29 protein-coding genes are annotated in these 25,955 nt (G+C 43.7%); 26 read left to right on the forward strand and 3 right to left on the reverse strand.

What is annotated here, in order from left to right; translation table 11 throughout:
- The 5 genes from B808_RS03480 to B808_RS03500 all read left to right on the forward strand — a co-directional run.
- On the forward strand, nt 1-694 hold a 694-nt coding region (locus B808_RS03480; RefSeq protein WP_035421955.1), incomplete at its 5' end, for a C40 family peptidase.
- Between the two features lie 162 nt (nt 695-856).
- Nucleotides 857-2,044: a DUF998 domain-containing protein gene (locus B808_RS03485; RefSeq protein ID WP_035421957.1), complete on the forward strand. Its 1,188-nt coding sequence runs from the start codon at nt 857-859 to the stop codon at nt 2,042-2,044.
- Nucleotides 2,045-2,088: 44 nt separating this feature from the next.
- Nucleotides 2,089-2,973, forward strand: coding sequence for an aldo/keto reductase (locus tag B808_RS03490; protein ID WP_035421959.1), 885 nt, complete (start codon nt 2,089-2,091; stop codon nt 2,971-2,973).
- Between the two features lie 340 nt (nt 2,974-3,313).
- Nucleotides 3,314-3,568 carry an acyl carrier protein gene (locus tag B808_RS03495; protein ID WP_009167073.1) on the forward strand — a complete coding sequence of 85 codons (255 nt, stop codon included), beginning with the start codon at nt 3,314-3,316 and terminating at the stop codon, nt 3,566-3,568.
- A 20-nt stretch (nt 3,569-3,588) separates the two neighbouring features.
- Nucleotides 3,589-4,173, forward strand: a complete 585-nt coding sequence (locus B808_RS03500) for a 4'-phosphopantetheinyl transferase family protein (RefSeq protein ID WP_035421961.1) — start codon at nt 3,589-3,591, stop codon at nt 4,171-4,173.
- A 75-nt stretch (nt 4,174-4,248) separates the two neighbouring features.
- Here B808_RS03500 and B808_RS03505 read toward each other — a convergent pair whose 3' ends face one another.
- Nucleotides 4,249-5,511 carry an adenylosuccinate synthase gene (locus B808_RS03505; protein WP_035421963.1) on the reverse strand — a complete coding sequence of 421 codons (1,263 nt, stop codon included), beginning with the start codon at nt 5,509-5,511 and terminating at the stop codon, nt 4,249-4,251.
- Nucleotides 5,512-5,710: 199 nt separating this feature from the next.
- Between B808_RS03505 and purB the strand changes: the two genes are divergently transcribed.
- The 3 genes from purB to B808_RS03520 all read left to right on the forward strand — a co-directional run bounded on the left by purB (nt 5,711) and on the right by B808_RS03520 (nt 9,724).
- Nucleotides 5,711-7,006 carry an adenylosuccinate lyase gene (purB, locus tag B808_RS03510; protein ID WP_035421964.1) on the forward strand — a complete coding sequence of 432 codons (1,296 nt, stop codon included), beginning with the start codon at nt 5,711-5,713 and terminating at the stop codon, nt 7,004-7,006.
- A 62-nt stretch (nt 7,007-7,068) separates the two neighbouring features.
- Entirely contained in the window at nt 7,069-8,316 is a 1,248-nt protein-coding gene (codA, locus tag B808_RS03515) for a cytosine deaminase (protein WP_035421988.1), read from the forward strand.
- Nucleotides 8,317-8,344: 28 nt separating this feature from the next.
- Nucleotides 8,345-9,724: a class II fumarate hydratase gene (locus B808_RS03520; protein ID WP_035421966.1), complete on the forward strand. Its 1,380-nt coding sequence runs from the start codon at nt 8,345-8,347 to the stop codon at nt 9,722-9,724.
- Nucleotides 9,725-9,768: 44 nt separating this feature from the next.
- On the opposite strand, the gene B808_RS03525 is transcribed toward B808_RS03520, so the two are convergent.
- The gene (locus B808_RS03525) at nt 9,769-10,764 is read right to left on the reverse strand and encodes a YczE/YyaS/YitT family protein (protein ID WP_009167067.1); all 996 of its coding nucleotides are present in this window, start codon (nt 10,762-10,764) and stop codon (nt 9,769-9,771) included.
- A gap of 171 nt (nt 10,765-10,935) precedes the next feature.
- On the opposite strand from B808_RS03525, the gene B808_RS06550 reads away from it, so the two are divergent.
- From B808_RS06550 to B808_RS03595, 15 genes are all read left to right on the forward strand, one after another.
- The gene (locus tag B808_RS06550) at nt 10,936-11,103 is read left to right on the forward strand and encodes a hypothetical protein (RefSeq protein WP_009167066.1); all 168 of its coding nucleotides are present in this window, start codon (nt 10,936-10,938) and stop codon (nt 11,101-11,103) included.
- Nucleotides 11,104-11,336: 233 nt separating this feature from the next.
- Nucleotides 11,337-11,780, forward strand: a complete 444-nt coding sequence (gene fabZ, locus B808_RS03530) for a 3-hydroxyacyl-ACP dehydratase FabZ (protein WP_035421967.1) — start codon at nt 11,337-11,339, stop codon at nt 11,778-11,780.
- Nucleotides 11,781-12,761: a beta-ketoacyl-ACP synthase 3 gene (locus B808_RS03535; protein WP_155830454.1), complete on the forward strand. Its 981-nt coding sequence runs from the start codon at nt 11,781-11,783 to the stop codon at nt 12,759-12,761. It begins immediately after the preceding gene.
- Nucleotides 12,762-12,794: 33 nt separating this feature from the next.
- Entirely contained in the window at nt 12,795-13,049 is a 255-nt protein-coding gene (locus tag B808_RS03540; RefSeq protein WP_035421970.1) for an acyl carrier protein, read from the forward strand.
- A 17-nt stretch (nt 13,050-13,066) separates the two neighbouring features.
- On the forward strand, nt 13,067-13,981 hold the full coding sequence (locus tag B808_RS03545) for an ACP S-malonyltransferase (protein WP_035421972.1): 915 nt from the start codon (nt 13,067-13,069) through the stop codon (nt 13,979-13,981).
- Nucleotides 13,982-13,984: 3 nt separating this feature from the next.
- Entirely contained in the window at nt 13,985-14,719 is a 735-nt protein-coding gene (locus tag B808_RS03550; protein ID WP_035421974.1) for an SDR family oxidoreductase, read from the forward strand.
- Between the two features lie 20 nt (nt 14,720-14,739).
- Nucleotides 14,740-15,981 carry a beta-ketoacyl-ACP synthase II gene (gene fabF, locus B808_RS03555; protein ID WP_009167062.1) on the forward strand — a complete coding sequence of 414 codons (1,242 nt, stop codon included), beginning with the start codon at nt 14,740-14,742 and terminating at the stop codon, nt 15,979-15,981.
- Nucleotides 15,981-16,406 (forward strand): acetyl-CoA carboxylase biotin carboxyl carrier protein, encoded by a 426-nt coding sequence (locus B808_RS03560; RefSeq protein WP_009167061.1) that lies wholly within the window; start codon nt 15,981-15,983, stop codon nt 16,404-16,406. The genes fabF and B808_RS03560 overlap by 1 nt, the downstream gene beginning before the upstream one ends.
- 2 nt (nt 16,407-16,408) lie before the next feature.
- A complete protein-coding gene (locus B808_RS03565) occupies nt 16,409-16,831 on the forward strand; it encodes a 3-hydroxyacyl-ACP dehydratase FabZ family protein (protein ID WP_009167060.1) in 423 nt (140 codons plus the stop codon).
- Nucleotides 16,832-16,834: 3 nt separating this feature from the next.
- Nucleotides 16,835-18,208, forward strand: a complete 1,374-nt coding sequence (locus B808_RS03570; protein ID WP_009167059.1) for an acetyl-CoA carboxylase biotin carboxylase subunit — start codon at nt 16,835-16,837, stop codon at nt 18,206-18,208.
- Nucleotides 18,195-19,034 carry an acetyl-CoA carboxylase carboxyltransferase subunit beta gene (locus B808_RS03575; protein ID WP_035421976.1) on the forward strand — a complete coding sequence of 280 codons (840 nt, stop codon included), beginning with the start codon at nt 18,195-18,197 and terminating at the stop codon, nt 19,032-19,034. Before B808_RS03570 ends, B808_RS03575 begins: the two co-directional genes overlap by 14 nt.
- Nucleotides 19,027-19,797 (forward strand): acetyl-CoA carboxylase carboxyltransferase subunit alpha, encoded by a 771-nt coding sequence (gene accA, locus B808_RS03580; protein ID WP_035421979.1) that lies wholly within the window; start codon nt 19,027-19,029, stop codon nt 19,795-19,797. Before B808_RS03575 ends, accA begins: the two co-directional genes overlap by 8 nt.
- 76 nt (nt 19,798-19,873) lie before the next feature.
- A complete protein-coding gene (gene fabI / locus B808_RS03585; RefSeq protein WP_009167056.1) occupies nt 19,874-20,641 on the forward strand; it encodes an enoyl-ACP reductase FabI in 768 nt (255 codons plus the stop codon).
- Nucleotides 20,642-20,652: 11 nt separating this feature from the next.
- On the forward strand, nt 20,653-21,417 hold the full coding sequence (locus B808_RS06375) for a biotin--[acetyl-CoA-carboxylase] ligase (protein WP_051393806.1): 765 nt from the start codon (nt 20,653-20,655) through the stop codon (nt 21,415-21,417).
- Nucleotides 21,418-21,966 carry a TetR/AcrR family transcriptional regulator gene (locus B808_RS03595; protein WP_009167054.1) on the forward strand — a complete coding sequence of 183 codons (549 nt, stop codon included), beginning with the start codon at nt 21,418-21,420 and terminating at the stop codon, nt 21,964-21,966.
- Nucleotides 21,967-22,033: 67 nt separating this feature from the next.
- Here B808_RS03595 and B808_RS03600 read toward each other — a convergent pair whose 3' ends face one another.
- On the reverse strand, nt 22,034-22,237 hold the full coding sequence (locus B808_RS03600) for a cold-shock protein (RefSeq protein WP_009167053.1): 204 nt from the start codon (nt 22,235-22,237) through the stop codon (nt 22,034-22,036).
- Between the two features lie 199 nt (nt 22,238-22,436).
- Here B808_RS03600 and B808_RS03605 point away from each other — a divergent pair, with 199 nt between their 5' ends.
- From B808_RS03605 to B808_RS03615, 3 genes are all read left to right on the forward strand, one after another.
- On the forward strand, nt 22,437-23,141 hold the full coding sequence (locus tag B808_RS03605) for an NAD(P)H-dependent oxidoreductase (RefSeq protein WP_035421981.1): 705 nt from the start codon (nt 22,437-22,439) through the stop codon (nt 23,139-23,141).
- A gap of 2 nt (nt 23,142-23,143) precedes the next feature.
- On the forward strand, nt 23,144-23,323 hold the full coding sequence (locus B808_RS03610; protein WP_009167050.1) for a hypothetical protein: 180 nt from the start codon (nt 23,144-23,146) through the stop codon (nt 23,321-23,323).
- A gap of 214 nt (nt 23,324-23,537) precedes the next feature.
- Nucleotides 23,538-25,913: a hypothetical protein gene (locus B808_RS03615; RefSeq protein ID WP_035421983.1), complete on the forward strand. Its 2,376-nt coding sequence runs from the start codon at nt 23,538-23,540 to the stop codon at nt 25,911-25,913.
- The last annotated feature ends 42 nt before the right edge of the window (nt 25,914-25,955 follow it).

Raw genomic sequence — 25,955 nt, forward strand, 5'->3', positions numbered from 1 at the left:
TGCTGATGGCTATACGTGGTTGCATTACACTAACTATGCTGGTCAAGATCGCTGGGTGGCCAAAATTGGAGGAACTAGTGGGACCTCAGTTGCTAATCCGGAAGCAACTAACAACCAGAGTGGTTCTTATACAGTGTCCAGCCCACAAAATGTTCGCAATGATGCTACTACCAGTGCGTCGATTACGGGACAGTTAAATGTTGGCGATACGATTTCTTATGATAAGACTAGAGCAGCTGACGGTTATACGTGGTTGCATTACACTAATTATGCTGGTCAGGATCGCTGGATTGCTCAATTAAATAGTAGTTATGCAGTGCAGCAATCAAATAATAGTAATACTGCCCAAACGGCTTTACGAGTTGCTAGTGCACAGGCCGGGAACTCCTATGCGTGGGGTGGTAGCAGCCCAGCAAGTGGTTTTGACTGTTCTGGTTTGATTTATTATGCTTACCAACAGGCAGGAAAAACGGTTCCACGAACAGCTGCCGGACAGTTGGCTGCTTCACAACGAATTTCGCAACAGCAAGCCCAAACTGGTGATTTGGTATTTTTCCAAAATGGAAGCGGAGTTTACCATTCAGGATTTTATCTGGGTAATGGGCGGATGTTGGATGCCCAAAATCGAGGCGTGATTTACAATGATTTAATGGCTTATTTTCCTGGTCAAGTTTTCTTTGGTCGGCTAAGCTAACGATAATAATAAAAAGGCTCTCACTGATAACAGTGGGAACCTTTTTTGTTAGCTCTAATTGTGAAAATAATAGACGGTGGAAGCACTCCTGCGGTAGACTTAGAAAAGCTTGACCTACCGAGTTACTGGGAAACTTAAGATAAATCAAAGTTGAGGGTGTGTATGAATAAGTCGATGGATAAAATTGAAATTTCCACGGAATTAGCGAAAAAATTACAATTGAATCAGAATGATCAACTCCAAGGTAATATCGATCATAATGGAATCATGCTTAGAAAAACCATGAAATCTAATCCTGATACGGAAATTTCAACATGGTGGAATGTCTTAATGACCATATTAGCTGGGGTGGTTTTTTGGGGGTATTTCCGCTGGCAACGGGTTACTACAATCTCTCTGACGGGTACGAACTCAATTGCGTCATTGACAATTACATTGGGATTGTTGATGGGAATGCTGCTTTTTACAATTTGTTTGATAAAAACACGGAAGACAGCACAGCACCTCGTCTATCACAACGTTTATTGGCGAAATTTTCCCACGTTGATTATTTCCTGTGCTGCTGTCTTGTTAATTTGCTTGCTAGGACTTTTTTGGGTTTTAACGCGGGTTTTTTACGGAGTTTCATTTGGGATTTTTACCGCCACGTTGATTTTTTTACTGTTTCAATTGGGCATTAATACCATTATGAATATGATCGCCGCCAATCTAACCCCTAATATGCTGGTCGGCATGTTGGGGATTACCATCATTGGGGGGCTGTTGATTTCAATGGTTTCAAATGGAAATCGTCAGTGGTGGCGTCACAATATTAGTTTTCTAGGAACTAATCGAGCGGTCGATAGTTGGCAGTTTAGTTTGACATTTATTCTTGCTGCTTTTTTATTTTTGGCGTTGGTTGACTACTTGTTTGTCTCACTACAACCCCTTCAAAGACCGTGGTTGCCCACCATTTGCCTACGAATTTTATTGACCGTTATGGCGATTAGTGCCCTAGTGGTGGGCTTGTTGCCAAATAATCGTCATATTCCTTGGCAACATTTTTGGCATGATCAGTTTGCGTGGTTGATGGCGTTAGACATTATTGTTTTAATTATCGGAATCCGCTGGCTTTGGCCGGGAATTTCAGCCAGTTTTTTGCGGCTTTCTGATTTGATGGGGGTACTATTAGTCATCAGTAGTTGGTTATTTGCCGGGATTCATTATTTTTCGTTAACGGCTTATGAAATTGTTGCGTCACTATTAGCGTTTTCTTGGCTAATGATGTTATTTCAGTACATGCTAACTGCGATTAACGTGGGGACGCGTCAAGTTTCACTCCGAGTTCTAATCCGAAAACAAAAAGCATGAAATCAGTTTCAATGAGCCGTATACTAGAATCGGAGGTGTATATTATGAATTTGAGTTTAACTTCAACGGTGACTTTAAATAACGGTGTTAAAATGCCCCAGTTAGGACTAGGAGTTTGGAAAAGTGATAATCAAACTGCTTCACAATCTGTTCAATGGGCTTTAAAACATGGTTATCGAGCCATTGATACTGCTAAGCAGTACGGTAATGAAGCGGGGGTTGGAACTGGTCTGAAACAAGGACTGGAAGCTAATCATTTACAACGTTCAGATGTCTTCTTAACAACTAAGATTTTTAATGGAGATGCTGGTTATCAAAGCACCTTGGACGCCTTCGACGATCAATTACAACGACTGCAAACAGATTATGTAGATTTGGTCATCATTCATTGGCCAGTAACTGGAAAATACTTGGATACATGGCGAGCATTGGAACAGTTGTATCGTGATGGAAAAACTCGGGCGATTGGAGTTTCTAACTTTGATATTGAACGATTGCGTGATTTGTTGGAGCATACTTCGATCAAACCAGTGTTGAACCAAATGGAGTTTAATCCGCTGGAGCAAGAAACGGATATTAAAAATTATTGTGATGAAAATCAGATTATTTTGGAAGCTTGGTCGCCGTTGGGACACGGTGAAACATTGCATAACCCACAAATTAAACGGTTGGCAACTAAGTACCAAAAAACGCCGGCTCAACTCATTTTACGATGGGAGTTACAGCGCGGAGTAATTACAATTCCCAAGTCAACGCACGAACAGTACATTCAAGAAAATGCAGATTTATATGATTTTGAAATTGAAGCGGCTGACATGCGCTTGATTAATAGTCTAGATCTAGATCAACGAACCATTTGGTATGGTAATTTTCAGTGGAATGGTAATCCCGATGGCTTCGGTGATACGATTGATCAGTGGAAGAACTAGTAGCTAAAAAGTAGTTGCCATTGATTAGGCACTTAAAAATAAACATGAGAATATTTTTCTAGGAGATGAGTTTTCGAGATTCAATCGGAGACTGGTCTCCTAGTTTTAGTTTAATGTGAAAATGATGATTGTAATGAAGCTACTTTAGTATGTAATTGGTTTCTTTTTTCGGAGCAAAAAGGAATAATTCTTTAAGTCGCTTAGGGGATTAAATAATGAAGTGATAGTCAGAGGTACTTTTGGTTTTGCTCGAATAGCTCGAATATTTTTGGTAACTGTAGGAGAATGTGATAAAATAAACCTATCATTGTTAATTATTTTTAAAAATGGAGTGAATAATATGGCTGAAAAAGCAGACCAAAACCAGATTTTACAAGAAATTAAAGATATCGTAGTTGATCAAACGGACCTTGATGCTGACAAAATTACGTTAGACGCTAATTTTAAAGATAACTTGGAACTTGACAGTCTTGATATTTTTGAAATTGTGGATGCGTTAGAAGACAAATACGACATTGAAATTGATGGCGATGAAGGAATGGAAACCGTTCAAGACTTAGTAACTTATGTTGCCAATAAACTTGACGAAAAGTAAGTAATACAGGAGCTGATGGCTTGTTTAAATATCGCAGCGGATGGTTGTCAGATGTTCGATATCAGTCATATTATCAGCAACTGGGAATTATTAAGCAACCCAAGCGCCAACAAACGGTCGTGGGCAAAATATTGTTAGCTGAGCTGCTCGGGCTTCCCGAGCAGCAATTTTTGACTAACCCGGAATTTGAAATCGGTCCAGCTGGAAAACCATTCTTTAGCCACCGACCAGAATATTTTAATATTTCCCATTCCAATCAACTAGTGGTGGCGGCCATTGCTGACGTTGAGATTGGGATTGATGTTGAGAAACAGCGGTCGATGACTTTATCAAAATATCAACGTGCGTTTACAGCTGCAGAATTGAGTTATTTACGGAGTCTTACTCCAACGCGACAGACAGTTGAACTGTTGCGGCTCTGGACAGTGAAGGAAGCGGTGATCAAGCAGCAGGGACTGGGCTTGTTTTCAGCTGGTCCACGGTCAGTAGCAGTTACGGTTCCGCGCATGGAAGCTGCTACTTATAAGCAGCACTGCTTTGCAATCCATTTTTTAGGGATTGATACGGCATATGTTGGCAGCTTAGCACTCAATGAAATCAAATGATCCTGCTTGGAGGCAAGCAGGATTTTTTGTAACTAAAAAAGCCACTAACAGAAGACTGCAAGTGACTTTGCTTAATTAACGACGATGGGTTTGTGTTCGATCGGGACCAACCGAGTACCATTCAATTGGAACTTCAACCAAATTTTCGATGGTTTTAAGATAATTTTGGGCGTTTTTAGGCAGTTCTGCAAACGTAGTGCAGGCAGTTGTATCTGACAGCCAACCGGGCAAGGTTTGATAAACAGGCTCACAGCGATCCAGTTCGTTTAAACTAGCTGGATAATAATCAATTAGCTCCCCATTTAAACGGTAGCCCGTACAGATTTTGATGGTTGGCAACTGATCTAAAACGTCGACACAGTTGACGGCAAGGCTAGTTAGTCCAGAAACCCGGGCGGCATGCCGGAGGGCAACGGTATCCAACCAACCGATTCGTCGAGGACGGTGGGTAACCGTTCCATATTCGTGGGCAGTATCTCGAATCAGATCCCCAATTTCGTTGACTAATTCAGTTGGAAATGGACCTTCCCCAACTCGAGAAGTGTAGGCCTTGCAGACTCCGACGACTTTCTTGATCTCAGTAGGACCAATTCCACCACCGACAGCTGCTCCGCCGGCGACTGGATTAGACGAGGTGACATAGGGGTATGTCCCTTGGTCAATGTCTAACATGATGCCTTGCGCACCTTCAAATAGGATGTTTTTGTCCAGATAATGATGCAATAATTCGGCTGTGTCAGTAACAAACGGACGGAGCCGTTCTCCTAACAGCTGGTATTTTTCATAAATTGAGTCAAAATCAAGAGGGTCAACCCCATAGAGTTTGATTAATAATTGATTTTTTTGGTTTAGATTTTCCTTAAGTAACGGTTTGAAACTTTCCGGATCAATCAGGTCAGCTACTCGAATCCCGGTTCGTGCGATTTTATCCATATAGGCCGGTCCGATACCTTTTTTAGTAGTGCCAATCTTGTGGGCGCGGTTTTGTTCACTTAATTGATCGAGGACCAGATGGTAGGGCATGATGACTTCGGCTCGACTTGAAATCCGCAGGTTATCTGTCGTGACACCATTTTCATGTAGGTAGTTAAGTTCTGAAAAAAGGGCGACCGGATTTAAAACCACACCGTTACCAATGACAGCCAGTTTATCAGAATAAAAAATCCCCGACGGCAACAACTGCAAGCTAAACTTATGGTTGTTAAAAACAATCGTGTGACCAGCATTGTCACCACCTTGATATCTGGCAATGACATCGGCTGTTTGACTGAGGTAGTCGACAATTTTTCCTTTGCCTTCGTCGCCCCATTGACTTCCAACTACTACTGTTACTGACATATAAACACCTCATTAATTATTCTACCAGTAGCCATTTTAACAAGCTTAAATTACTAAATCAAGAACTTAAAAAAATTACATTATTAAAAAGTTCGTGTTTTTTCCGATAGTAAACTACCCCAGTTTATCAATGAGATTGATTGACAAGAAAACCGAACAATATGTAAACTAAGCGTAGTTAATGATGGAGGAAAAAATAATGCTTGAACGATATACGCGTGCTCCAATGGCTCAGATTTGGAGTAAACAAAATCAATACCAAACGTGGTTAACGGTTGAAATTGCGATTGATGAAGCTTGGAATCGATTAGGTGTCATCCCGGATGCTGATCTAGCAGCAATTCAGGAGAAGGCTCGCTTTGATACCAAGGAAATCGATCGAATCGAGGCGGTGACTCATCATGATGTGGTTGCATTTACTCGGGATGTGTCCGAAAGTTTGGGTCCGGAAAAACGTTGGATTCATTATGGGGTTACTAGTACAGATGTAGTAGACACGGCTCAAGGCTTGCGACTTCAGCAGGCCAACGTGGTGCTCCAAGACGATTTAGACCAGCTGTTGTCGACCATTAAACGCCAAGCAGGTCGCTATAAAGATACCGTAATGATGGGGAGAACGCATGGAGTGCAAGCCGAACCCACGACGTTTGGGTTGAAATTAGCACGGTGGTATTCTGAACTTAAACGTGATATTGAGCGGTTCCAACATGCTGCCCGTGGGGTTGAAGCTGGTAAAATTTCTGGAGCAGTTGGGACGTTTGCAAATATCGATCCGAGCGTGGAACGCTATGTTTGTGACAAACTAGACTTGCGAGCTCAAGAAATTACTAGTCAGGTGCTTCCCCGAGATTTACATGCGGAATACTTAGCTACGTTGGCGCTAATTGCGACTAGCCTAGAGAATTTTGCCACTGAAATTCGTAGTTTACAGCGCTCAGAAATTCATGAAGTTGAGGAACACTTCAATCCTGGACAAAAGGGATCGTCAGCGATGCCCCACAAACGCAATCCGATTGGTTCAGAGAATATTTGTGGATTGGCGCGGACGGTGCGCGGTTTGATCGTACCTGCGTATGAAAACGTTACTTTGTGGCATGAACGCGACATTTCGCATTCTTCAGCAGAGCGGATTATACTACCAGAGAGTACGACGCTGGTTGATTATATGTTACATCGGTTTAATCGGATTCTAACTGAACTGGACGTTTTTCCAGAGCAAATGCGGGCTAATTTGAAGGTAACCTATGGGTTGATTTATAGTCAGCGAGTTTTATTGAAACTGATTGATAAAGGCATGAGTCGTGAAGCAGCTTATGATTTAATTCAGCCCTTGACCGCCCAAGCTTGGGAGCAACATTGCCAATTTAAAACTTTGGTTAGTGACAATGAACGCATTAAAGCATTGTTAAGTCCGGCTGAAATTGATGATGCTTTTGATTACCATTATCATTTGCGCCACGTCGATGAAATCTTTCGGCGGGTCGGATTAGCATAGCTAGATGGTCCGCATTTATTATGTAAATGCGGATCTTTTATTAAAAGGAGAAATTAAGAATGTTGTTGATTAGACAAATTCAGATTGAAGACCGAGAAGCTCCCCAAGATGTGCTAATCAAGGATGGTAAAATTACGGCGCTGGCACCCCATTTAGAAGCCCCCACAGCAACTAAAATCATTGATGGATGGCAAAAACTAATGTTACCGCCGTTTGTTGATTCGCACGTCCACTTAGACACGGCACTAACTGCCGGTGAGCCAGAGTTTAATGAATCTGGAACTTTATTTGATGGGATTCGGATCTGGTCAAAACGAAAACAAACTCTTACTAAGCAGGATGTTAAACAACGAGCATTGGCCGCTTTAAAACTACAAGCCGAACATGGAATTCAATTTGTAAGAAGTCATGTTGACACTACTGATCCTCAACTGACGGCCTTACAGGCGTTGTTAGAGGTTCGAGATGAAGTAGCCGATTTTATGGAATTGCAATTAGTAGCCTTTCCGCAAGAAGGAATTTTGTCGTATCCAAATGGGAAAGCACTAATGAAAACGGCAGTGGAGCTAGGTGTTGATGCGGTTGGTGGAATTCCGCATTATGAGTTTAACCAAGTTTACGGAAGAAAATCGTTAGAGTTTTTAGTTGATTTAGCCGAAAAAAATAACCGGTTAGTTGATGTTCACTGTGATGAGATTGATGATCCACAGTCGCGAAATCTGGAAATTTTAGCAACGCTTGCTTATGAAACGGGACTTCAACAGCGGGTAACTGCTAGTCATACGGTTTCGTTGGCAGCAGTTAACGATGCCTACGCCTATAAGTTAATGCGTTTATTGCGCCTTTCTCGGATTAATTTCGTTGCGAACCCCCTAGTGAATATGCATTTAGGTGGGCGGTTTGATACCTATCCTAAACGTCGCGGATTAACTCGGGTAAAAGAATTATTACAGCAGCAGGTTAACGTTTCGTTTGGAGAAGATGATCTTCAAGACCCATGGTACCCGATGGGAAACGGAAATCTCCTTGACAGCTTATATGTCGGGGTGTTAGCTAGCGGATTGATGGGTCATCGCCAGTTACAACAAGCGTATCGATTGATTACGAACAATGCCGCTAAAACATTACAGATCGAAGATCATTATGGCATTGAGGTTGGCAAACCAGCTAGTTTTCTGATTTTTGCGGCACCTGATTTTTACACTGTCCTGAATCAGCGAGCTCCCTTATTAGGGTCGTTTCATAACGGACGGCAGGTAGTCCAAACGCAGCCGGCTGTCACTAAGCTAAACTTATCAACTAAAGATTAAAACGGCAGAATAGAAAGGCACCAGTAAAATGTCAAAATATCGAGAAGAAACTGACACATTAGGAAAAGTGCGGATTCCACAGACCGCCTGGTGGGGACCACAAACCGAACGGAGTCGCCAAAACTTTGTGGCCGGTCCAATGATGCCATTAGCAGTGATCCGGGCATTGCTAACCATCAAACAGTGTGCTGCAATTGTGAATGCGCGGCAGAAAAAATTGCCACTTGCAAAAAAAACAGCGATTGTGGTGGCAGTTTCACAATTACTGGAGCTGTCAGATGCTGACTTGCGGCAACACTTTCCCCTCCGAGTCTATCAAACGGGTTCAGGAACACAGACTAATATGAACGTGAACGAGGTGATTTGTTATCTTTCAAACCACCAATCCCACCCCGTGGCATTACAGCCCAATGATGATGTTAATCAATCACAAAGCTCTAATGATACGTTTCCTACGGCGATGAATATTGCAGCACTACAAGCACTGCCCCCGCTGCTGGAACGGTTAACCGAACTGATTAAGACCTTTCAAAGGCTTGAAAATAAGTATCGGCAAACGGTTAAAATCGGGCGTACCCATTTGCAGGATGCTACGCCAATGACCTTTGGCCAAGAAGTTTCGGGGTGGCGGACGATCGTAGAGCAGGATCTAGAGGCTCTGCGTCAAACTATGCCGGCTCTACAACAGGTTCCAATTGGGGGAACGGCAGTTGGGACGGGCTTGAATACGCCACCGGCTTTCACCGCCGAGATCGTGTCAGAGTTGCAAAAACAGACGGGGCTACCACTACAAACCATGAATCAATTTGGTGGATTAACCAGTCATACCGCCCTTGTAACGGTGCACGGGGCGGTTAGTGCCTTAGCAAGTGATTTGATGAAAATTGCAAATGACATCCGATTTTTAGCAAGCGGTCCACGGGCGGGATACGGTGAGTTGCGGATTCCTGCTAATGAACCAGGGTCTTCAATTATGCCAGGAAAGGTTAATCCAACACAGGCAGAGGCCATGACCATGGCAGCTACGCGGGTAATGGGAAATCAGACGACGATGACCGTGGCCAATAGTCAAGGCAATTTTGAGCTAAATGTATATAAACCGGTACTAATTGCTACCTTTTTAGAGTCGGTTAATTTAATTTCCGAATTACTACCAAATTTCACCACAAAGTTAGTGGCTGGAATTACGGTTAATCAGGAACGGATGACTCAGTTAGTTGATCGGTCTTTGATGACGGTGACTGCATTAGCACCACATATTGGGTACCATCAAGCGGCACGTCTAGCGCAACAAGCCCTGGATGAAGATCAGGATTTACGAACCGTAGTTTTAGCGTCTGGTTTGGTTAGTTCGGCTGAATTTGACCGTTGGGTTGATCCAATGAAAATGACTAATTCACAATCATAATTAAAAAGCTGTTGATCCTAAATGGATCAGCAGCTTTTAATTATTTAAGATTTTGGGGATTCATTTGTGTCTGAATCATTGTTGGAATTTGGTAATTGCCCACGTTTGTCACGTTTGACCATTTCCGCAATCAACATCCGATATTCTGTTCGGTAACTATTGTACTTGCGTTGAGATTCTTGCATTTGATATTGGGTATCTTGAATCTTCGTTGCTAGTTCTTTATTAGTATAACCAGCGAGGTGCATTTGAAAATCAAGGGTGGAATTGTAAGCGTTTGAAAGTGATTTGTAACCGGAGCGAGTAACCTGGCGAACTCCTTGAGCCAAATTCTTAGCGGTTGGATTACCACTAAAGTCATTGATATAACCCAAGACGGGGGTACTAACGGTTCGATTCCAAAATGAAATCAGAGGACCGGCAAAGAAGGCAACCACAATTGAAGCGAACCCCACTGGACCATGAACTAACACGGCTGCTGTTAAGAAACAGATGTCTTGGACAACCCGAGCCGTTTTATATTGACAGTGAAGTCGACTTGAAGCAATTGGTGCAATTGCGTCGTAAGGGGCAACCCCAAGTGACGGTGCCATGTAAAGCGAGCTTCCGGCGGTAAAGAGAAGTAATCCGATGATTAAGTTAGCAATTAGGATGAGAGCGGTTGCCTTGCCGGGCAACAGTTGGTGGTATAGCGAAGAGAACCATTGAATTTCAAAACCAACTAAAACCATATTCATAATGGTTCCAATCCCAATCATTTTCCGATTTAACAGCACCACAAAGACGAAAATAATCAAGTTAGCGATTAATTGATAAACTCCTAAACTAGTATGAAGTTTAGCAGCAATCCCAATATTGACGGCCGTGAAGGGATCGAGTCCTAAAATAGGGGATGACTTTAAAAGTGCGGCCCCCGTTGATAGAATTGCAATTCCAACAAATGACATCAACGTTCGCAAAAAGACATTAATAATTTTACCCCAAGTTGTAAAACTAGGGTTTTTTTGAGCTTCGTTGGCACTATCTGACTGATTATCCATATAAATGTTAATCCTTTCCATTCGAAAAATTTATCACAGTTAATATTCTAACATACCTAGACCCAATCGTTCGCACACTTATTTTAATTCTACTAGTGATTAGTTAGTGACTTTATATTACAATGTTGATAGGTTTAATTTTTGCCCATCTTTAATTATTGAGGAGGAGTTATGAAATTAAAAGCACTCACCCAAAAACAACATGCTGCTTTTACAAGCTGGCAGTTACGGGAACAACAACTGGCTCAATTACGTTTATTATTACAGTTAAAGAGACAGGCTCACGGTGAATTATTTTCCCCAAAGCTACTTGCTTGCCCAATTGTGAAATTAAAATAGTAATCTTAGGTAAAAGAAGTAACTTTTTTGTTACTTCTTTTTATATGAGAGGGCGGTTAGGTTACTCATCATTTAATTTGTAACCGCTACTCAAAGAGGTTTGAATCACTACTAGAACAAGCTTTTCAATGATTATGCGGTTATAAAATAGTACCTGAGATTGAAATTGGTAGTGGTTTTCTTGAGAATGGAAAGCAGTTCTCGAAGTTAACTAACCACAAAGGAGTAGTCTAATGGCTGTAATGAATGCAAGGGAAATTATGGATTTAATTCCAAATCGGTATCCGATTCTATTTATTGATCGGGTTGATGAGATGGTTCCTGATGAATCAATCGTGGCTACTAAAAATGTTACGATTAATGAACAGTATTTTCAGGGACATTTTCCTGGAAATCCAGTGATGCCAGGGGTTTTAATCATTGAATCAATGGCACAAGTTGCTTCGATTCTAATCTTGAGTTCGCCAGCCTTTGAACATAAGACGGCTTATCTAGGGAGCATAAAAAACGCAAAATTTCGTCGGATGGTTGAACCAGGCGATGTTATAACCTTTAAGATTAAAATGGAAAAAGTACGAGACCACGCTGGTCTAGTGGCTTGTGAAGCATGGGTTGGCGATGAAAAAGCCTGCGAAACCAAGTTAACCTTTATTGTGGACGAAAAAGAACGAGAATAAATAATTATGGACAGTTTTAAAATTAAAGCAGTTGCCAAACAAGTTCCTGAAAAAGTAGTTACCAATGACGATTTGGCTGAAATTCTTGACACTTCTGATGATTGGATCAGGCGACGAACAGGGATTCGTCGTCGCCACGTCGCAAGTGGATTGCAAAATACCAACTTGTGTACGGCAGTTGCCAATCAACTGTTAGATAAGGCTGGGGTTGCTGCAACTGATTTGGACTTTATTATTGTAGCTACTATGTCTCCTGATTATCAAACTCCTGCCACTGCCGCTCAGGTACAGGGGCGGCTGGGAGCGAAGCGGGCGGTGGCATTTGATATTAATGCGGCTTGTGCTGGATTTGTGTATGGAACCGTAACTTTGCACCGATTGCTGCAACAGACCCCTCATGGGATGGGGCTAATCATTGGCAGCGAACAATTGTCTAAACTGTTGGATTGGCATGATCGTAGTACGGCGGTGCTCTTTGGTGATGGTGCAAGTGGGATGTTGGTTGCTAATGATGCTTCCGAATCGCGGATGCTCGCAACTGATCTACAGACGTTTGGAGAAGACAGTCAAGCTATTACTGCGGGGCAGTTTGGGGTTTGTTCCCCATTTAGCGCCGAAAAGGTTCCGGCACAGCCCGCATTTCAGATGGATGGGCACCGGGTTTACAATTTTGCAAAACAACAAGTTCCAGCTTCAATTCGGCGGGCGCTGATCAAGGCTAACTTAACCACCGACCAGATTAAATATTTTGTTCTGCATCAGGCCAATGCGCGAATCATTGATCGCATTGCTAAGCAATTAGATGTTCCATCCGAGCGGTTCCCCCAAAATATCGCTGAATATGGAAATACCGCTGCTGCCAGTGAACCATTGGTACTCAATGATTTAGTCGAACAGCAGTGCCTTAAGCGAGGAGACCTTTTGGTACTGAGTGGTTTTGGTGGGGGATTAACCGTCGGAACGATTATTTTACGATACTAAGATGATATTAACTTTTCAAAGGAGATTTTTACCATGGCAGACCAGCAAGCAGAAATTTTAACTAAGATTCAAGAAATTGTCGCTAATCAAACTGACGATCTCAATGTTGATGACATTCAATTAACCACTAGTTTAAAGGATGGTCTGAATTTAGACAGTTTGGACATCTTTGAAATTGTGGATGCGTTAGAGGATGAGTATGATATTGAAATTGATAGTGACGAGGGGATTGAAACGGTGCAACAATTGGTAGATTTTGTACAACAAAAAATCAATTCCAAAGACTAACGTCGGAGAACTTACAAATGAAACTAGCTTATTTATTTAGTGGGCAAGGAAGTCAGTTTGCCCAGATGGGAATGGACTTATATCGGACTAATGCTACTTATCGAGCAACAATTGACGAAGCAGCGAACGCTTTGCAGGTTGATTTAACCGAGCCCACGGTCTGGGATGATCCAGCACAAGTTCAAGTGGTAATTTTAGCAATGAGCTATGCAATTTATCGGCAGTTAACTACCCAACTCCCTGCTCCAGCAGCAGCAGTCGGCTTGAGTTTGGGGGAGTACAGTGCGCTAGTTGCCAGTGGAGCATTAGATTTTGCGGCAGCGTTACGGTTGGTACGAGATCGTTCGCAATATATGGCAACTGCAGGCAAACAGCATCCGGGGAAGCTGGCAGCGGTGTTAAAACTGAACCCTCAGCGAGTTACAGAATTATGTGAGGATTATGCGGGGGTTTACCCCGCAAATTATAATACGGCACGACAAACGGTAATTGGTGGGACAAGTGAAGCTGTCACGGCCATTCAACCCCAGTTACTTGCTGCTGGAGCCAAACGAGTGGTTCCCTTAGCAGTTGCCGTGGCCTCCCATACGCCACTGATGGAATCAGCCAGCAAAGCACTTTTTAAACGTCTCCAAGCGGAACGGTTCGCAGCGCCGGCTTTTCCAGTGATTAGCAATACAACGAACCGGCCCTTTACGGTGGAACAGTTGCCAACGACGCTGGCTAACCAACTAGTTAAGCCAACTCATTTCCAGCAAAACTTGCTGCAATTAGTACAAAATTATCACGTGGATACAGTGGTAGAGCTTGGACCGGGAACCACCCTCAGCAAGTTTGCTAAGCAAACGGTGCCGAACCTAGTTACTTATCACGTGGATACGGTGGAAACCTTGCAGCAGGTTCAAGCTGCTTTACAAGTCAGGAGTGAATAAAACATGGCAGAAAAACGCGTAATTTTAATAACGGGAGCCACTAAGGGGATCGGGCTGGCGACCGCTCAGTTTTTGGCAGCCAATCCGCAAAATCAAGTGGTAGTTAACTCGCACCGGCAGCTGAGTGAACCAGAACAAGCTGCTTTAATGCGTCAATTTGAAGTTCCTGTGCTAGTAGTGTCCGGTGATGTTGCTGTTGAGGCGGACGCACAGCAGATGGTGGCTCAGATTGTTGAGCAATTTGGTCGCCTAGATGGGTTAGTTAATAACGCGGGACAAACGCAGGATAAGTTGTTAACACGAATGAGTGAAGCCAGTTTTAAGAGTGTTTTGGCAACGAACTTGCTGGGAACTTTTAATATGACAAAGGTAGCTTTAAAGTTGATGCAGAAGCAACGCCAAGGGGCTATCGTCAACATGTCCAGTATTGCTGGTTTACACGGGAATTTAGGACAAGCGAATTACGCTGCTAGTAAAGCTGGGATTGTTGGCCTAACGAAGACTACCGCACAAGAGGGAGCTTTGCGCGGGGTTCGCTGCAATGCAGTTGCTCCTGGAATGGTAAAAACTGCCATGACTGATAAATTAAGTGATAAAATCAAACAACAATGGGAAAGTCGAATCCCACTACAAAGATTCGGTGACCCGACTGAAATTGCAATGACAGTGGCATTTTTACTCGACAATCCTTATGTGACCGGGCAAGTAATTACTGTTGACGGCGGATTGACGATGTAAGGATTATTAAGGAGGAAGTATTGAGTAATCGAGTGGTAGTAACAGGAATCGGAGCAGTTTCTCCTGTGGGTAATACAGCAGCTGATTTTATTGATAACATCTTAGCGTCTAAATCCGGGGTGGCTCCCATCACCAAGTTTGATGCTGCCTCAACCGGCATCACTCTAGCTTGCGAGGTCAAGGACTTTGATCCGGGGAAACGACTTTCCAAAAGAGATTATAAGCGCCTAGATGCTTATGCACAGTACGGACTCTATTCAGCGGTTGAAGCGATGGAACAAGCAGGTTTACATGCTAATGAAAACTATCAACCAGAGGATTTAGGAGTAATTTACGGTACTGGAATTGGTGGCATTCAGACGATTGAGGAACAGACTAAGAAGGCTTATTTAAAGGGACCCAAACGAGTTTCCCCGCTCTTTGTTCCAAAATCAATTTCTAACATGGCTGCTGGAAATATCTCTATGTATTTTGATGCTCGAAATACGTCACAGACGATTGTTAATGCCTGTGCTTCTGGAACCAATGCCATTGGAGATGCCTTTGATTATATTAAGGCCGGTCGTGCCAAAGTTATGATTACTGGTGGGACGGAAGCTGCAGTTACTACGATGGGAATTGCTGGATTTGCGGCATTGACAGCGTTGTCGACTCAGACGGATCCCGAGCAGGCTTCGTTGCCGTTTGATGAGGATCGAAACGGATTTGTGATGGGGGAAGGTGCCGGAACCTTAGTATTAGAAGACTATGAACATGCCAAAGCCCGGGGTGCTAAAATTTTAGCGGAACTAGTTGGATACGGCACGACTAGTGATGCTTACCACCTAACTGCTCCAGAACCAGATGGGCGTGGGGCAATTAGTGCGATGCGCCAGGCATTAGCTGAGGGGCACATTGATTTGACCGAGCTTGATTATGTCAATGCACATGGAACCGCTACACATGCCAATGATGTCTCTGAGGCAGGAGCAATTGAAAAATTGTTTGCTGATAACGATCATCTTAAAACTAGTTCGATTAAAGGGATGGTTGGTCATTCATTAGGAGCTGCTGGTGGTCTGGAAGGAGTTGCATTGGTAGGAGCACTCCAGCACGGACAGATGCCGGTAAACGTTGGTTTGCACCACCAGGATCCAGAAATTCATATTCAATTAGTTAATGAAGAAAATAATCGCGGGCCACTCAAGACAGCGATCAGTAATTCCTTTGGTTTTGGTGGTCACAATGCCGTTATTGCAATGAGAAAGTGGGAAGATGCTTAATGGATGAAGCAGCACTCGAACGCCTCTTGGATAAATTTGATAAATCAAGTCTACAAGAATTGAAATTAAATGGCGATGGGATTGATGTTTACTTTAGTAAGTGCAGTCAGCCACAAGGTAATCCACCAGCTCCTGCCGCTGAGCAGACTGATGATGCTGCTAGTCGGACAGCAACGCCACCTTCCAACTTTCAGTTGCCCGCTCCAATGGTTGGGTTAGTGTATTTCGCACCAAGCCCTGACAAACCGCCTTATCGAGAAGTCGGCGCACATGTTAAAAAGGGAGATACGGTTTGTGCCATCGAGGCCATGAAACTCATTAATGAAGTTAAAAGTCCAGTTAGTGGCACGCTTGTGAAACGATTGGTCCAGGATGGTGAAATGGTGGAGTATCAGCAGCCATTGTTTGAGATCAAGGAGGACTAAGGATGAAATTTGAGGTGAACCAGTTTATTCCCCAACGCTATCCGTTCGAAATGATCGATCAGATTATTTCTGTAGTACCAGGCGAATCAGCAATTGCTCGAAAAAATATAACGGTGAATGAGTGGTACTTTGCTAATGGTAACCGTTTGGAACTACCTCGTCCCCTGATTCTTGAATCATTAGCGCAGACGGGAGTAGTAGCCATTTTGGCGATGCCAGAACACGCTGGAGCCAATGTCTTCTTCGGTGGGATTAAACAGGCTGATTTTTATGGATCGATGCGACCGGGAGCTGAGCTAGAGCTGCGAGTGCAGCTAACAAAATTAAAGCGCAACATTGGAGTTGGTCATGGTGAGGTTTATTGTGGTGATCAGCGGTTGGTCGCGGCAGACCTGATGTTTGCGATTGAAGCACAGGGTGAGTAATAGATGATAAAAAAAGTTTTAGTTGCAAATCGCGGTGAAATCGCAGTCCAGGCAATTCGAAATTTACAGGAGTTATCGCTTGCGACAGTGGCAGTTCATTCCACAGTTGATGCCAACGAACTCTTTGTCAAACTTGCTGATCAGTCGGTTTGTATTGGCGGTCCGTTGCCAACCGAATCGTATTTGAACATGGGAGCAATTCTTGATGCAGCGGTTTTGACGGGGGCGGATGCCATTTTTCCAGGCTACGGCTTCTTGTCAGAAAATGCTCACTTTGCTAAGCTTTGCGAATTATACGGAATTAAATTTATCGGTCCTAGTGCAGCTGTAATCGAGTTGATGGGCAATAAATCGCATGCAAAAGCAGCCATGGAAAAATTTGGGGTTCCGACGATTCCTGGGTCAACTGGGTTTGTTGCAGATGTGGACGCAGCACACCAGGTGGCTGCAGAAATTGGCTATCCTGTGATGTTGAAGGCAGCGGCTGGTGGGGGTGGCAAGGGAATTCGCAAGGTTAAGAACCGCGCGGAAATGACCCAGGCCTTTTTAGAAACCAAACGAGAGGCAAAATTGTCTTACGACGATGATCACCTGTACTTAGAAAAAGATTTGTCGGATGCCAAGCATATCGAAATGCAGGCAATTGCTGATCAGCATGGTCAGGTGGTTTATTTTCCGGAACGAGATTGTTCGCTGCAACGAAACCATCAGAAATTGATTGAAGAATCTCCCTGCGCACTGATCACCGAATCAGAACGTGCCCAGCTTGGTCAAATAGTTAAACAGGCCATGCAGGGAATAAAGTACGAAAACACCGGGACGTTTGAATTTTTAATGGATCAAGACCATCATTTTTATTTTATGGAAATGAATACCCGGTTGCAGGTCGAACATACGGTAACTGAAGAAGTTGCGGGAGTTGAGTTGATCAAAGCGATGGTCAAAGTTGCAGATGGTCAGCGTTTACCATTTTCCCAGGCGGAGTGTGGTGTACACGGCACGGCGATTGAAACTCGGATTAATGCAGAAAATCCAGCTGCCGGATTTCAACCGGAACCGGGTCGCATTTCCCAATTACATTTTCCAATGGGTACCATGGGGGTTCGCATTGATACAGGAATTGAAGCGGGGAGTGTGATTTCTCCTTACTACGATTCGATGATTGCCAAGATCATTGTACATTTACCGACGCGGTCTGAAACGTTGCTGAAACTTGAACGAGTATTAAGCGAATTTCAACTTCAAGGGGTGCAAACCAATCGAAAGTTTCTTGTGGATCTGTTGCATGATCCGGTAATGACAGCGGGGGACTTTAATAATCGCTATGTTGAAGATGTATTTTTGAAGAACTGGATGGAGCGGTATGACAGAGGATAATCAATCACAACCAACCCGAGAAGAGTTACAACATCGCATGGATCAAATCCCAGATGTCTGGGTTAAGTGTCCTTTTTGTGGGAAGACGATTTATAAACAACAGCTCGGTCAGTTTAAGGAGTGCCCTAATTGTAACTATGCCTTTCGATTAGGTGCTCAGGACAGAATTGCTTTGTTATGCTCGGATTTCACGCCACTTAACCGCAATTTGAAGGTGGGGTCCCGTTTTTCAGAAAAGCATTACCAAGCAAAACTGCAGCAAGCTCAAGCAACCACGGGGTTGAATGAAGCAGTTTTGACTGGAATTGGGACCATTGATACCCATCGAGTTGCGATTGGAGTTATGGATTGGCGCTTTATCATGGGTAGTTTAGGAACGGTTACTGGAGAACTGATCGCACAGCTATTTGAAACGGCCACTCAGCAGCACTTACCCGTGATTTTGTTCACGGCCTCTGGTGGGGCTCGCATGCAGGAAGGAATTAATTCACTGATGCAGATGGCCAAGGTAGCGACAACGATTGCTGAACATAGCAAACAAGGTGGGTTATACATTAGTTACCTATGTGATCCAACTACTGGAGGCGTAACTGCTAGTTTTGCAATGGAGGGTGATTTGTTGTTGTCAGAGCCCCATGCGCTGATTGGGTTTGCCGGTCGGCGGGTGATTGAAAGAACAATTCAGCAACGGCCACCACGTGATTTTCAACGAGCAGAAACTCTGTTACATAATGGGTTTTTAGATGCAATTGTTCGGCGTTCAGAGATGAAGACCACTTTAAGTCGGATTCTTACAATGCATGAAAGCGGGGTTTCTAATGACTAAAAAAACGGCCTTTGACCGCGTCCTAGCAGCCCGCGCTCAGGATAAAATTACAATTAAAGATTTAATTGCGGGCCTGACCGATGATTTCATCGAACTTCATGGGGATCGTGCTTACGGCGATGATGCAGCTATTTATGGTGGGATTGGTTTGTTGCAACAGCAACCCGCCACTTTGATTGGGATTCGCAAAGCGGATGATGAAAAATCAGCGGCCGACGTCCATTTTGGGTCGGCTGAGCCGGATGGCTATCGCAAAGCACTCCGACTAATGAAGCAAGCCGAAAAATTTCAGCGACCGGTCATAACGTTCATCAACACTCCCGGAGCCTTTCCAGATGTGAATGCAGAGTATCATGGGCAGGGTTATCTGATTTCACAATTAATTCTTCAGGGATTACAACTTAAAACGCCCTATTTGGCGATTATTGTTGGAGAAGGCGGTAGCGGTGGAGCACTTGCTTTGGCCGTAGGTGATTGTGTTTGGGCATTTCAAGACAGTATATATTCCGTCTTATCTCCTGAAGGGTATGCCACAATTTTGTGGAAAGATTCTAGTCGCGTTCGCGAAGCAGCTGAAATCATGAAGCTAACCCCCCCAGAGCTCGTTGAACAGGGAATTATTGATAAAATTATTCCAGAAGTTCGAACAAAAGCCGAAATAAACCAGCTAAAGCAACAATTATTTGATAAAATAAAAGAGTTGAGTGCAATTCCAACGGCTGAACTATTACGGCGACGGTTTGCAAGGTATCGTAAATTCTAATAATGCTAACTAATAATTGATTTTATTAGTTAGTTTTTTATAATTAAGATAGGATTAGTTTGAGAGGATGAACGTGATGACAGCTAATTTGTTAGCAGGCAAGAAAATTGTGGTGATGGGAGTTGCCAACCAAAAAAGTATTGCATGGGGTTGTGCCCAAGCGATTGAAGCATTAGGCGGTCAAGCGATTTTAACTTACCAAAACGATCGAATGAAGCAAAGTTTGAACCGCTTTGTTGATGATGACATGCTTTTATTTGAGTGTGATGTTGCAGAAGATGATAACGTAGAAGCAACTTTTGCGGCAATTCATGAAAAAGTTGGCAACATCGATGGCGTAGTGCATGCGATTGCTTATGCTGATCGTGATACGCTCCAAAATGGTGTGGTTAATACTAAGAAGGCGGGCTTTAATCTGGCCCAAGATATTAGTGCGTACTCGCTGATTTCGGTAACGCGGGCTGCCAGCAAGATTATGAATGAAACTGGTAGTATCGTTACGATGACCTATATGGGGTCAACTTATGCTATCACTAACTACAACATGATGGGGATTGCTAAAGCTTCCTTGGAATCTGAGATGCGCTACCTTGCCGTTGAAATGGGCAAGCAAAACGTCCGGGTAAATGCGGTTTCGGCAGGAGCAGTTCGAACCTTGGCGGTTACTGGAGTTAAGGGTCATGGGGAGTTATTGAAGACTTCCGAGTCATTGACTACTGATGGTAAGAGCGTTACTAAAGCAGAGATTGGAAATACGGTTGCATTCTTGCTCAGTGACTTAGCTTCCGGGATTACTGGCGATGTGATTTATGCTGATAAGGGAGTTCACCTATTTAATACTTAATGGGGTGTACGATGGTAAAGTTGGATTTTAACCAGATTTTGGCATTGGTGCCCCTAAGCAGGGAGCAGCTAACGATTTTACCAGTTGTAGATTCAACCATGGTCTATGCGAGTCAGCGCCGATTTTCTGGGATGCATGTCATTGCCGCCGAACAACAAACGGCGGGGCAAGGACAACGGGGGCATCATTTTCAATCACCAGATGGTGGGATTTACCTAACGCTAGTGGTGCCAGTTAAGCAACAATTTTTGCAACAACCCGGGCTGTTAACAATTGGGGTCGGGGTAGCAGTTCGAACCGCTATTGTGCGGATTTTGAAGGTTGCTCCTGAATTAAAGTGGGTTAATGATTTATTTTTGCAGGGACAAAAATGTGGTGGAGTTCTGACTAAGTTACAGACTAATACGGCCAACCAACCTACTGCAATTATGATTGGAATCGGGCTTAATCTGGGACCCAATCCAGCATTACAAACGGTACAGGCAACGAATTTAGCACCGGACACGCGGTTAAAGAATGAATTGGTAGCAGAACTTTGTAAACAAGTACTGGCTTTTTATCGCAGACCAGTTGCTGACGAGGTACGCCAGCAGTATCAAGCGCATTTACTGTGGCGACAATGTTTGGTGCAAATCAAGAACCATGATCGGTATGTAACGGGTTATTTACAAGGAATTACTCCAAATTTTGAACTACAGTTACAAACGGCGACGGGAACCGATTGTTTGGTGACAGCCGCAGCTTCGCAACATTTACACTTGATTTCAGCGAGGTAGGTGGGTATCACGAAGAAAAAACAGCTACAAAAACAAATCTCAACAAAACAGCGGATTATTTTTGGTATGTTTGAAATGATGATGGAGAAGTCATACGCTGATATCACAGTCAAAGAGATTTGTGAACGGGCTGAATTGTCTCGGATGACATTTTACCGCAACTTTCATACCAAAGAAGATGTCTTGTTGGCGCAGTTTGAGATGGTTTATAATACCTTCATTCAGCGGCTAATTGTCCAAAATAGATTCACGTTTTATGATGTGGCTACGACTTTTTTTACACTCATCAACGAAAACAAGTTGATGATGGAAGCAATTGTAAAAAATGATTTGACAAACCTGTTATTACGTTCACTGAGCGCTGATATCAAAAAACTAATTGAGAACCAAATTTTGATCACGCAGGAAAGTTCTTCAGATTTATTGGTAGCAATGATTTCAGGCGGCTTAACTGAAGTCATCGTGACCTGGACGCGGGACGGAATGCGCCAGCCGGTTGAAGAACTGGTGATTTTTGCTTCAAAATATATGCATTTAAAAACCAGTTAATAACTAACTGGTTTTTAAATGCATAAAAAAAGAACACCCCGAACGGGATGTTCTTTTTAAAGATAAATTACTCTTCGATTGGAGTAACGTTAGCAGCTTGTGGGCCGCGGTCGCCTTCTTCAACGTCTAAGGTAACTTTTTCGCCTTCGTCAAGCGTTTTAAAGCCATCTTTGTTGATAGCTGAGAAGTGAACAAATACGTCACCATCGTCAGTAGTAATGAAGCCGTAACCTTTATCTGCGTTGAACCATTTAACAGTACCTTGTTTCATAATATGAAACCTCCGTAAAAAAATATATTAATGCTGCTGTAGTTTGAATCTAATAAGGAAGTCATTCTATAATAAAACAAAACAAGAAACCTTAAAAACTCGAAACTTATCAAACATCTACTACATCATAACATGGTATAAAATAAAGTCAATCAATCATCGGAAAAATTTTAAAATAAATTGAAAAGGGGTTCTTTTTTTGAAAACCACAATCATTGTGTCACACCCGCATTATCATGATTCGGGAACGCAGGCTTTTTTAAACCGTGCTAGTCAGCAACTAGAGGACGTGACTTGGCATTGTCTAGATGAAATTTACGCACACCAGTCCCTTGACGTTGCTGCTGAACAGGCATTACTCCGGCAAACTGATCGGATAATTTTTCAATTTCCATTATATTGGTATAGTGCGCCAGCGTCGTTGAAACACTGGGAAGATGAAGTTTTAACTCGAGCCTTCACCTATCAAAACGAACAAGGAATTTTGCGAGGAAAAGAACTTGGAATCGTGACTACCTTGGGTTATCCAGTGGCAGAATTTGCAGTTGGCAGACAACAAGGTTACAGTTTGTCAGAAATTTTCACTCCATATCAGGCACTGGCACAACAGGCTGGAATGAAGTTTTTAGCTCCATTGCCAGTGTCACAATTTGCTTATTTAGATGCGCCAGCTCGCGCTCGCTTGTTAATCAGGTACCAGCAATATTTAACGGTGCAGGATCCCTTTCGCTTTGCTGATCAAGAAAACTGGCTGGAAGAGCGGTTGCGAAAACTGGCTGCTAAGGGGACCTCTGCCCAGCAAGACCAACTTAATTTAATTATTGAGACAATGCAACACCAACAGGAAAAAATTGAAGACTTGAAGTGGCAGGTGCAACTAATGCGCCAAGCAGAGGAGGGTTAGTCATGGATGATGACCAAAGGTGGCTGGTAACTACCCTAGATCAGTTACTTAGCAAGACGAATAATTTTGCTGACCGAGCTTTATTGGAAGCAACCAAGGCAGCGGTACTTGAGCAAAGTCAACGACTGGCACAAGCTCAAGATGAGCTAGATGGTCGGTCATGGAGTCCGGCTAATTGGTGATGATTAATTTAAATGTGACGTAAACATTATTTTGTAACATGTTGGAAAGAGGCGTAGTTTTGGTAGTCAAACCAGTGACCTCCAAGTAAGCGTTAGGCTGAGCACCAGCCGCCGCTTCAGCGACCTTTCACTTGCAATTAGTAATTGTTTTTTTAGTTAGTAAACCGATAAACTAACTAAATTACTAGTAAAGTGAAAGGTGGCAATCATAATCATGCAAAATAGAACTTCAAATCAGTCGCTCCAGTGGTTGAAAGCAAGTAGTGCGATTTTATTGGTGGGAGCAGTTTTAGCAGTCGAGAAAACGGCTGCGGCGGATGACAAATCCGAACAGCAACCGCTCAGCTCCGAAGCGACCGCACCACTAGCCGCGCAACCACAGTCGGAAGACCCTCAAGCTCAAGCGCAACTGGCACTGCCAGAAGCTGAACCTGCAACCAGTGTTGCTGCAAGTGAACCAGTAGACACAACGAAGTCCGCTGTTGGTGATGAGCAAGCAACGAAAGACGCTCCGACCACCACGTCAGCAGCAACGCCATCAGCCAACTCGGCTACTTTTGCAGCCCCCACCACAGCAGAACCGGTCGAAGTGCAAACACCGGCTTCAACCGGTAATTATGCGCAACAGTACCACTATGCTAGCCCCGATTATAGTGGGAATGATACCCAAAGTATTTTTCGCGATGCTCAAGGTAACTATCATTTCTATTACTTGCATAATGATGGTCCCAAATTTAATGGTCCCGAGGGGAATAGTTGGTATCATGTTATCTCACCAGATTTGGTGCATTACTATCAAGCTGGACGCGCCCTTACGGCTAACAATGGGATTTGGCAATCAATGTGGACTGGAAGTGTCATTGGAAACTCGATGAATTTTTATCATGACTTACCGGCTGATGCGTTAGTAGCCTATTTTACCAGTACCAATGCGGAGGGGATGCAAGCACAGTATGCCGCTGTTAGTACTGATGGTGGATTTAATTTCCACCCGTTAGTGGATCATGCTTTGGTGGGGATGCCCAACGGAGGACCGGTAACCAATGAGCGTGATGCTCGCGATCCGCACGTTTTCTACAATGAGGCGACTCGGCGGATGGTGTGTTACCTAGCAGAGGGGACTAATCGGATTAGTCAATATGATAGTGCCGATGGGCTAAATTGGAATTATCTGGGCACGTTGATCATTAACCAACCGGATTCCAGTAATCATGAACAACAATGGGTTGATTATGGAACCATTGAATGCCCCAACTTAATTCAACTAAAGGATCAGGTGACTAAGGAATTAAAATTCGGGTTGTTGTTTGGAGGAAACGGCTATCGGTATGGCGAAAGTACTGGAACTTATTTGGTGTTAGGGAAACTAGATGAGCAGGGGCGGTTTGTGCCAGACCACTATGCGGATCTATCTGGAACTGGTCAACCTGTGTATGCCTTGACATCAGCTAGTCAGGTACAACGAGTTGATGATGGGTCTGACTTTTATGGAAGTAGCGTGTTAAGTAATTTAAAAGGAGCAGGGTTAGGTTTTAATGGCACTGATGCGAGTGCTGCAATTGGCATTGGCTGGAACGGAAACTGGGATTATTCCGGCCAGGCTGTTAAAAATGGGATTGTCGGGGCTGACGCACCCGCACAATTTAGTGCCAGTGCCTTTCACCGCTACACCCTTGAAAATGGTCGAATTCACACCCACTTAATTGAACCCAATCTATTTTCTGATCAGCACCCAGTTAAGCAAGTTGTAACCAGTACAAAACCTTTACAACTAGGTCTTAGTGGCACGGCTCAGCGCTACGAATTGACTTTTGATAATCAGCACCAACATTTAACTGGAACCAGTACAGTCCAGATTAGCCAAACCGATGGGCAGTTTGAAATTGAATTTGATTGGGATGCCGGCACGTATACGGTACGACGTACGACTGACGTGTGGTTAAACGGTGCGAATGAAAACTATCAACAGCCACGCACGGCTTCGTTGGGTTTGGGGAGCAATCCTGCACAAGTGACGGTCGTAATCTATACGGACACGCAAAGTATTGAACTTGAGTTTCCAGCGAGTGGACGTGTTTATTCGGCTACTCGGTATAGTCAGGATCAACAACAGACGGTTACCATTAAGGGAACTACTGAGCTGCAAATTAGTGCCCAGCAGGCTACTGCCAAGGTGCCCGTAACCAGTCTACCAGTGCAATTAAGGAGTGAGTCGGTTCGATCTCCCAAATCACTAACCCCAGTTACGCTGTTAGAACAAGAACAACAGAAGCCGACTGTGAGCAAGGAATTAGGGGCAACGACACGACTGCTGAACAACTGGGATCGTTCGGACGAGATTTTGAACGCCCGTCCAGCCGGAAGCCCTGGAGCCAATCCTGATTCGTTGGAGCAGCGGGGCAAACCGACAGGTTCTACTACGCCAACTGGGCCTACTATGGTAGCTGAGAAAGCACCCCGCTTGCCAGCCACGGGGACAGCTATCACTGGCAGTAAGCGGCTAGCGGGTGCGTTAATCATCCTGTTAGTTTTGGGGATGCTCCGGTGGCCGTGGCTCACATTAAAGAAACTAATTCAACGTTTAAACTAACAATTATAAAAAAACACTCCTTGACTCGTTAATGGGTCAAGG

Source organism: Fructilactobacillus florum 8D (assembly GCF_000512295.1).
GTDB classification, from domain to species: domain Bacteria; phylum Bacillota; class Bacilli; order Lactobacillales; family Lactobacillaceae; genus Fructilactobacillus; species Fructilactobacillus florum.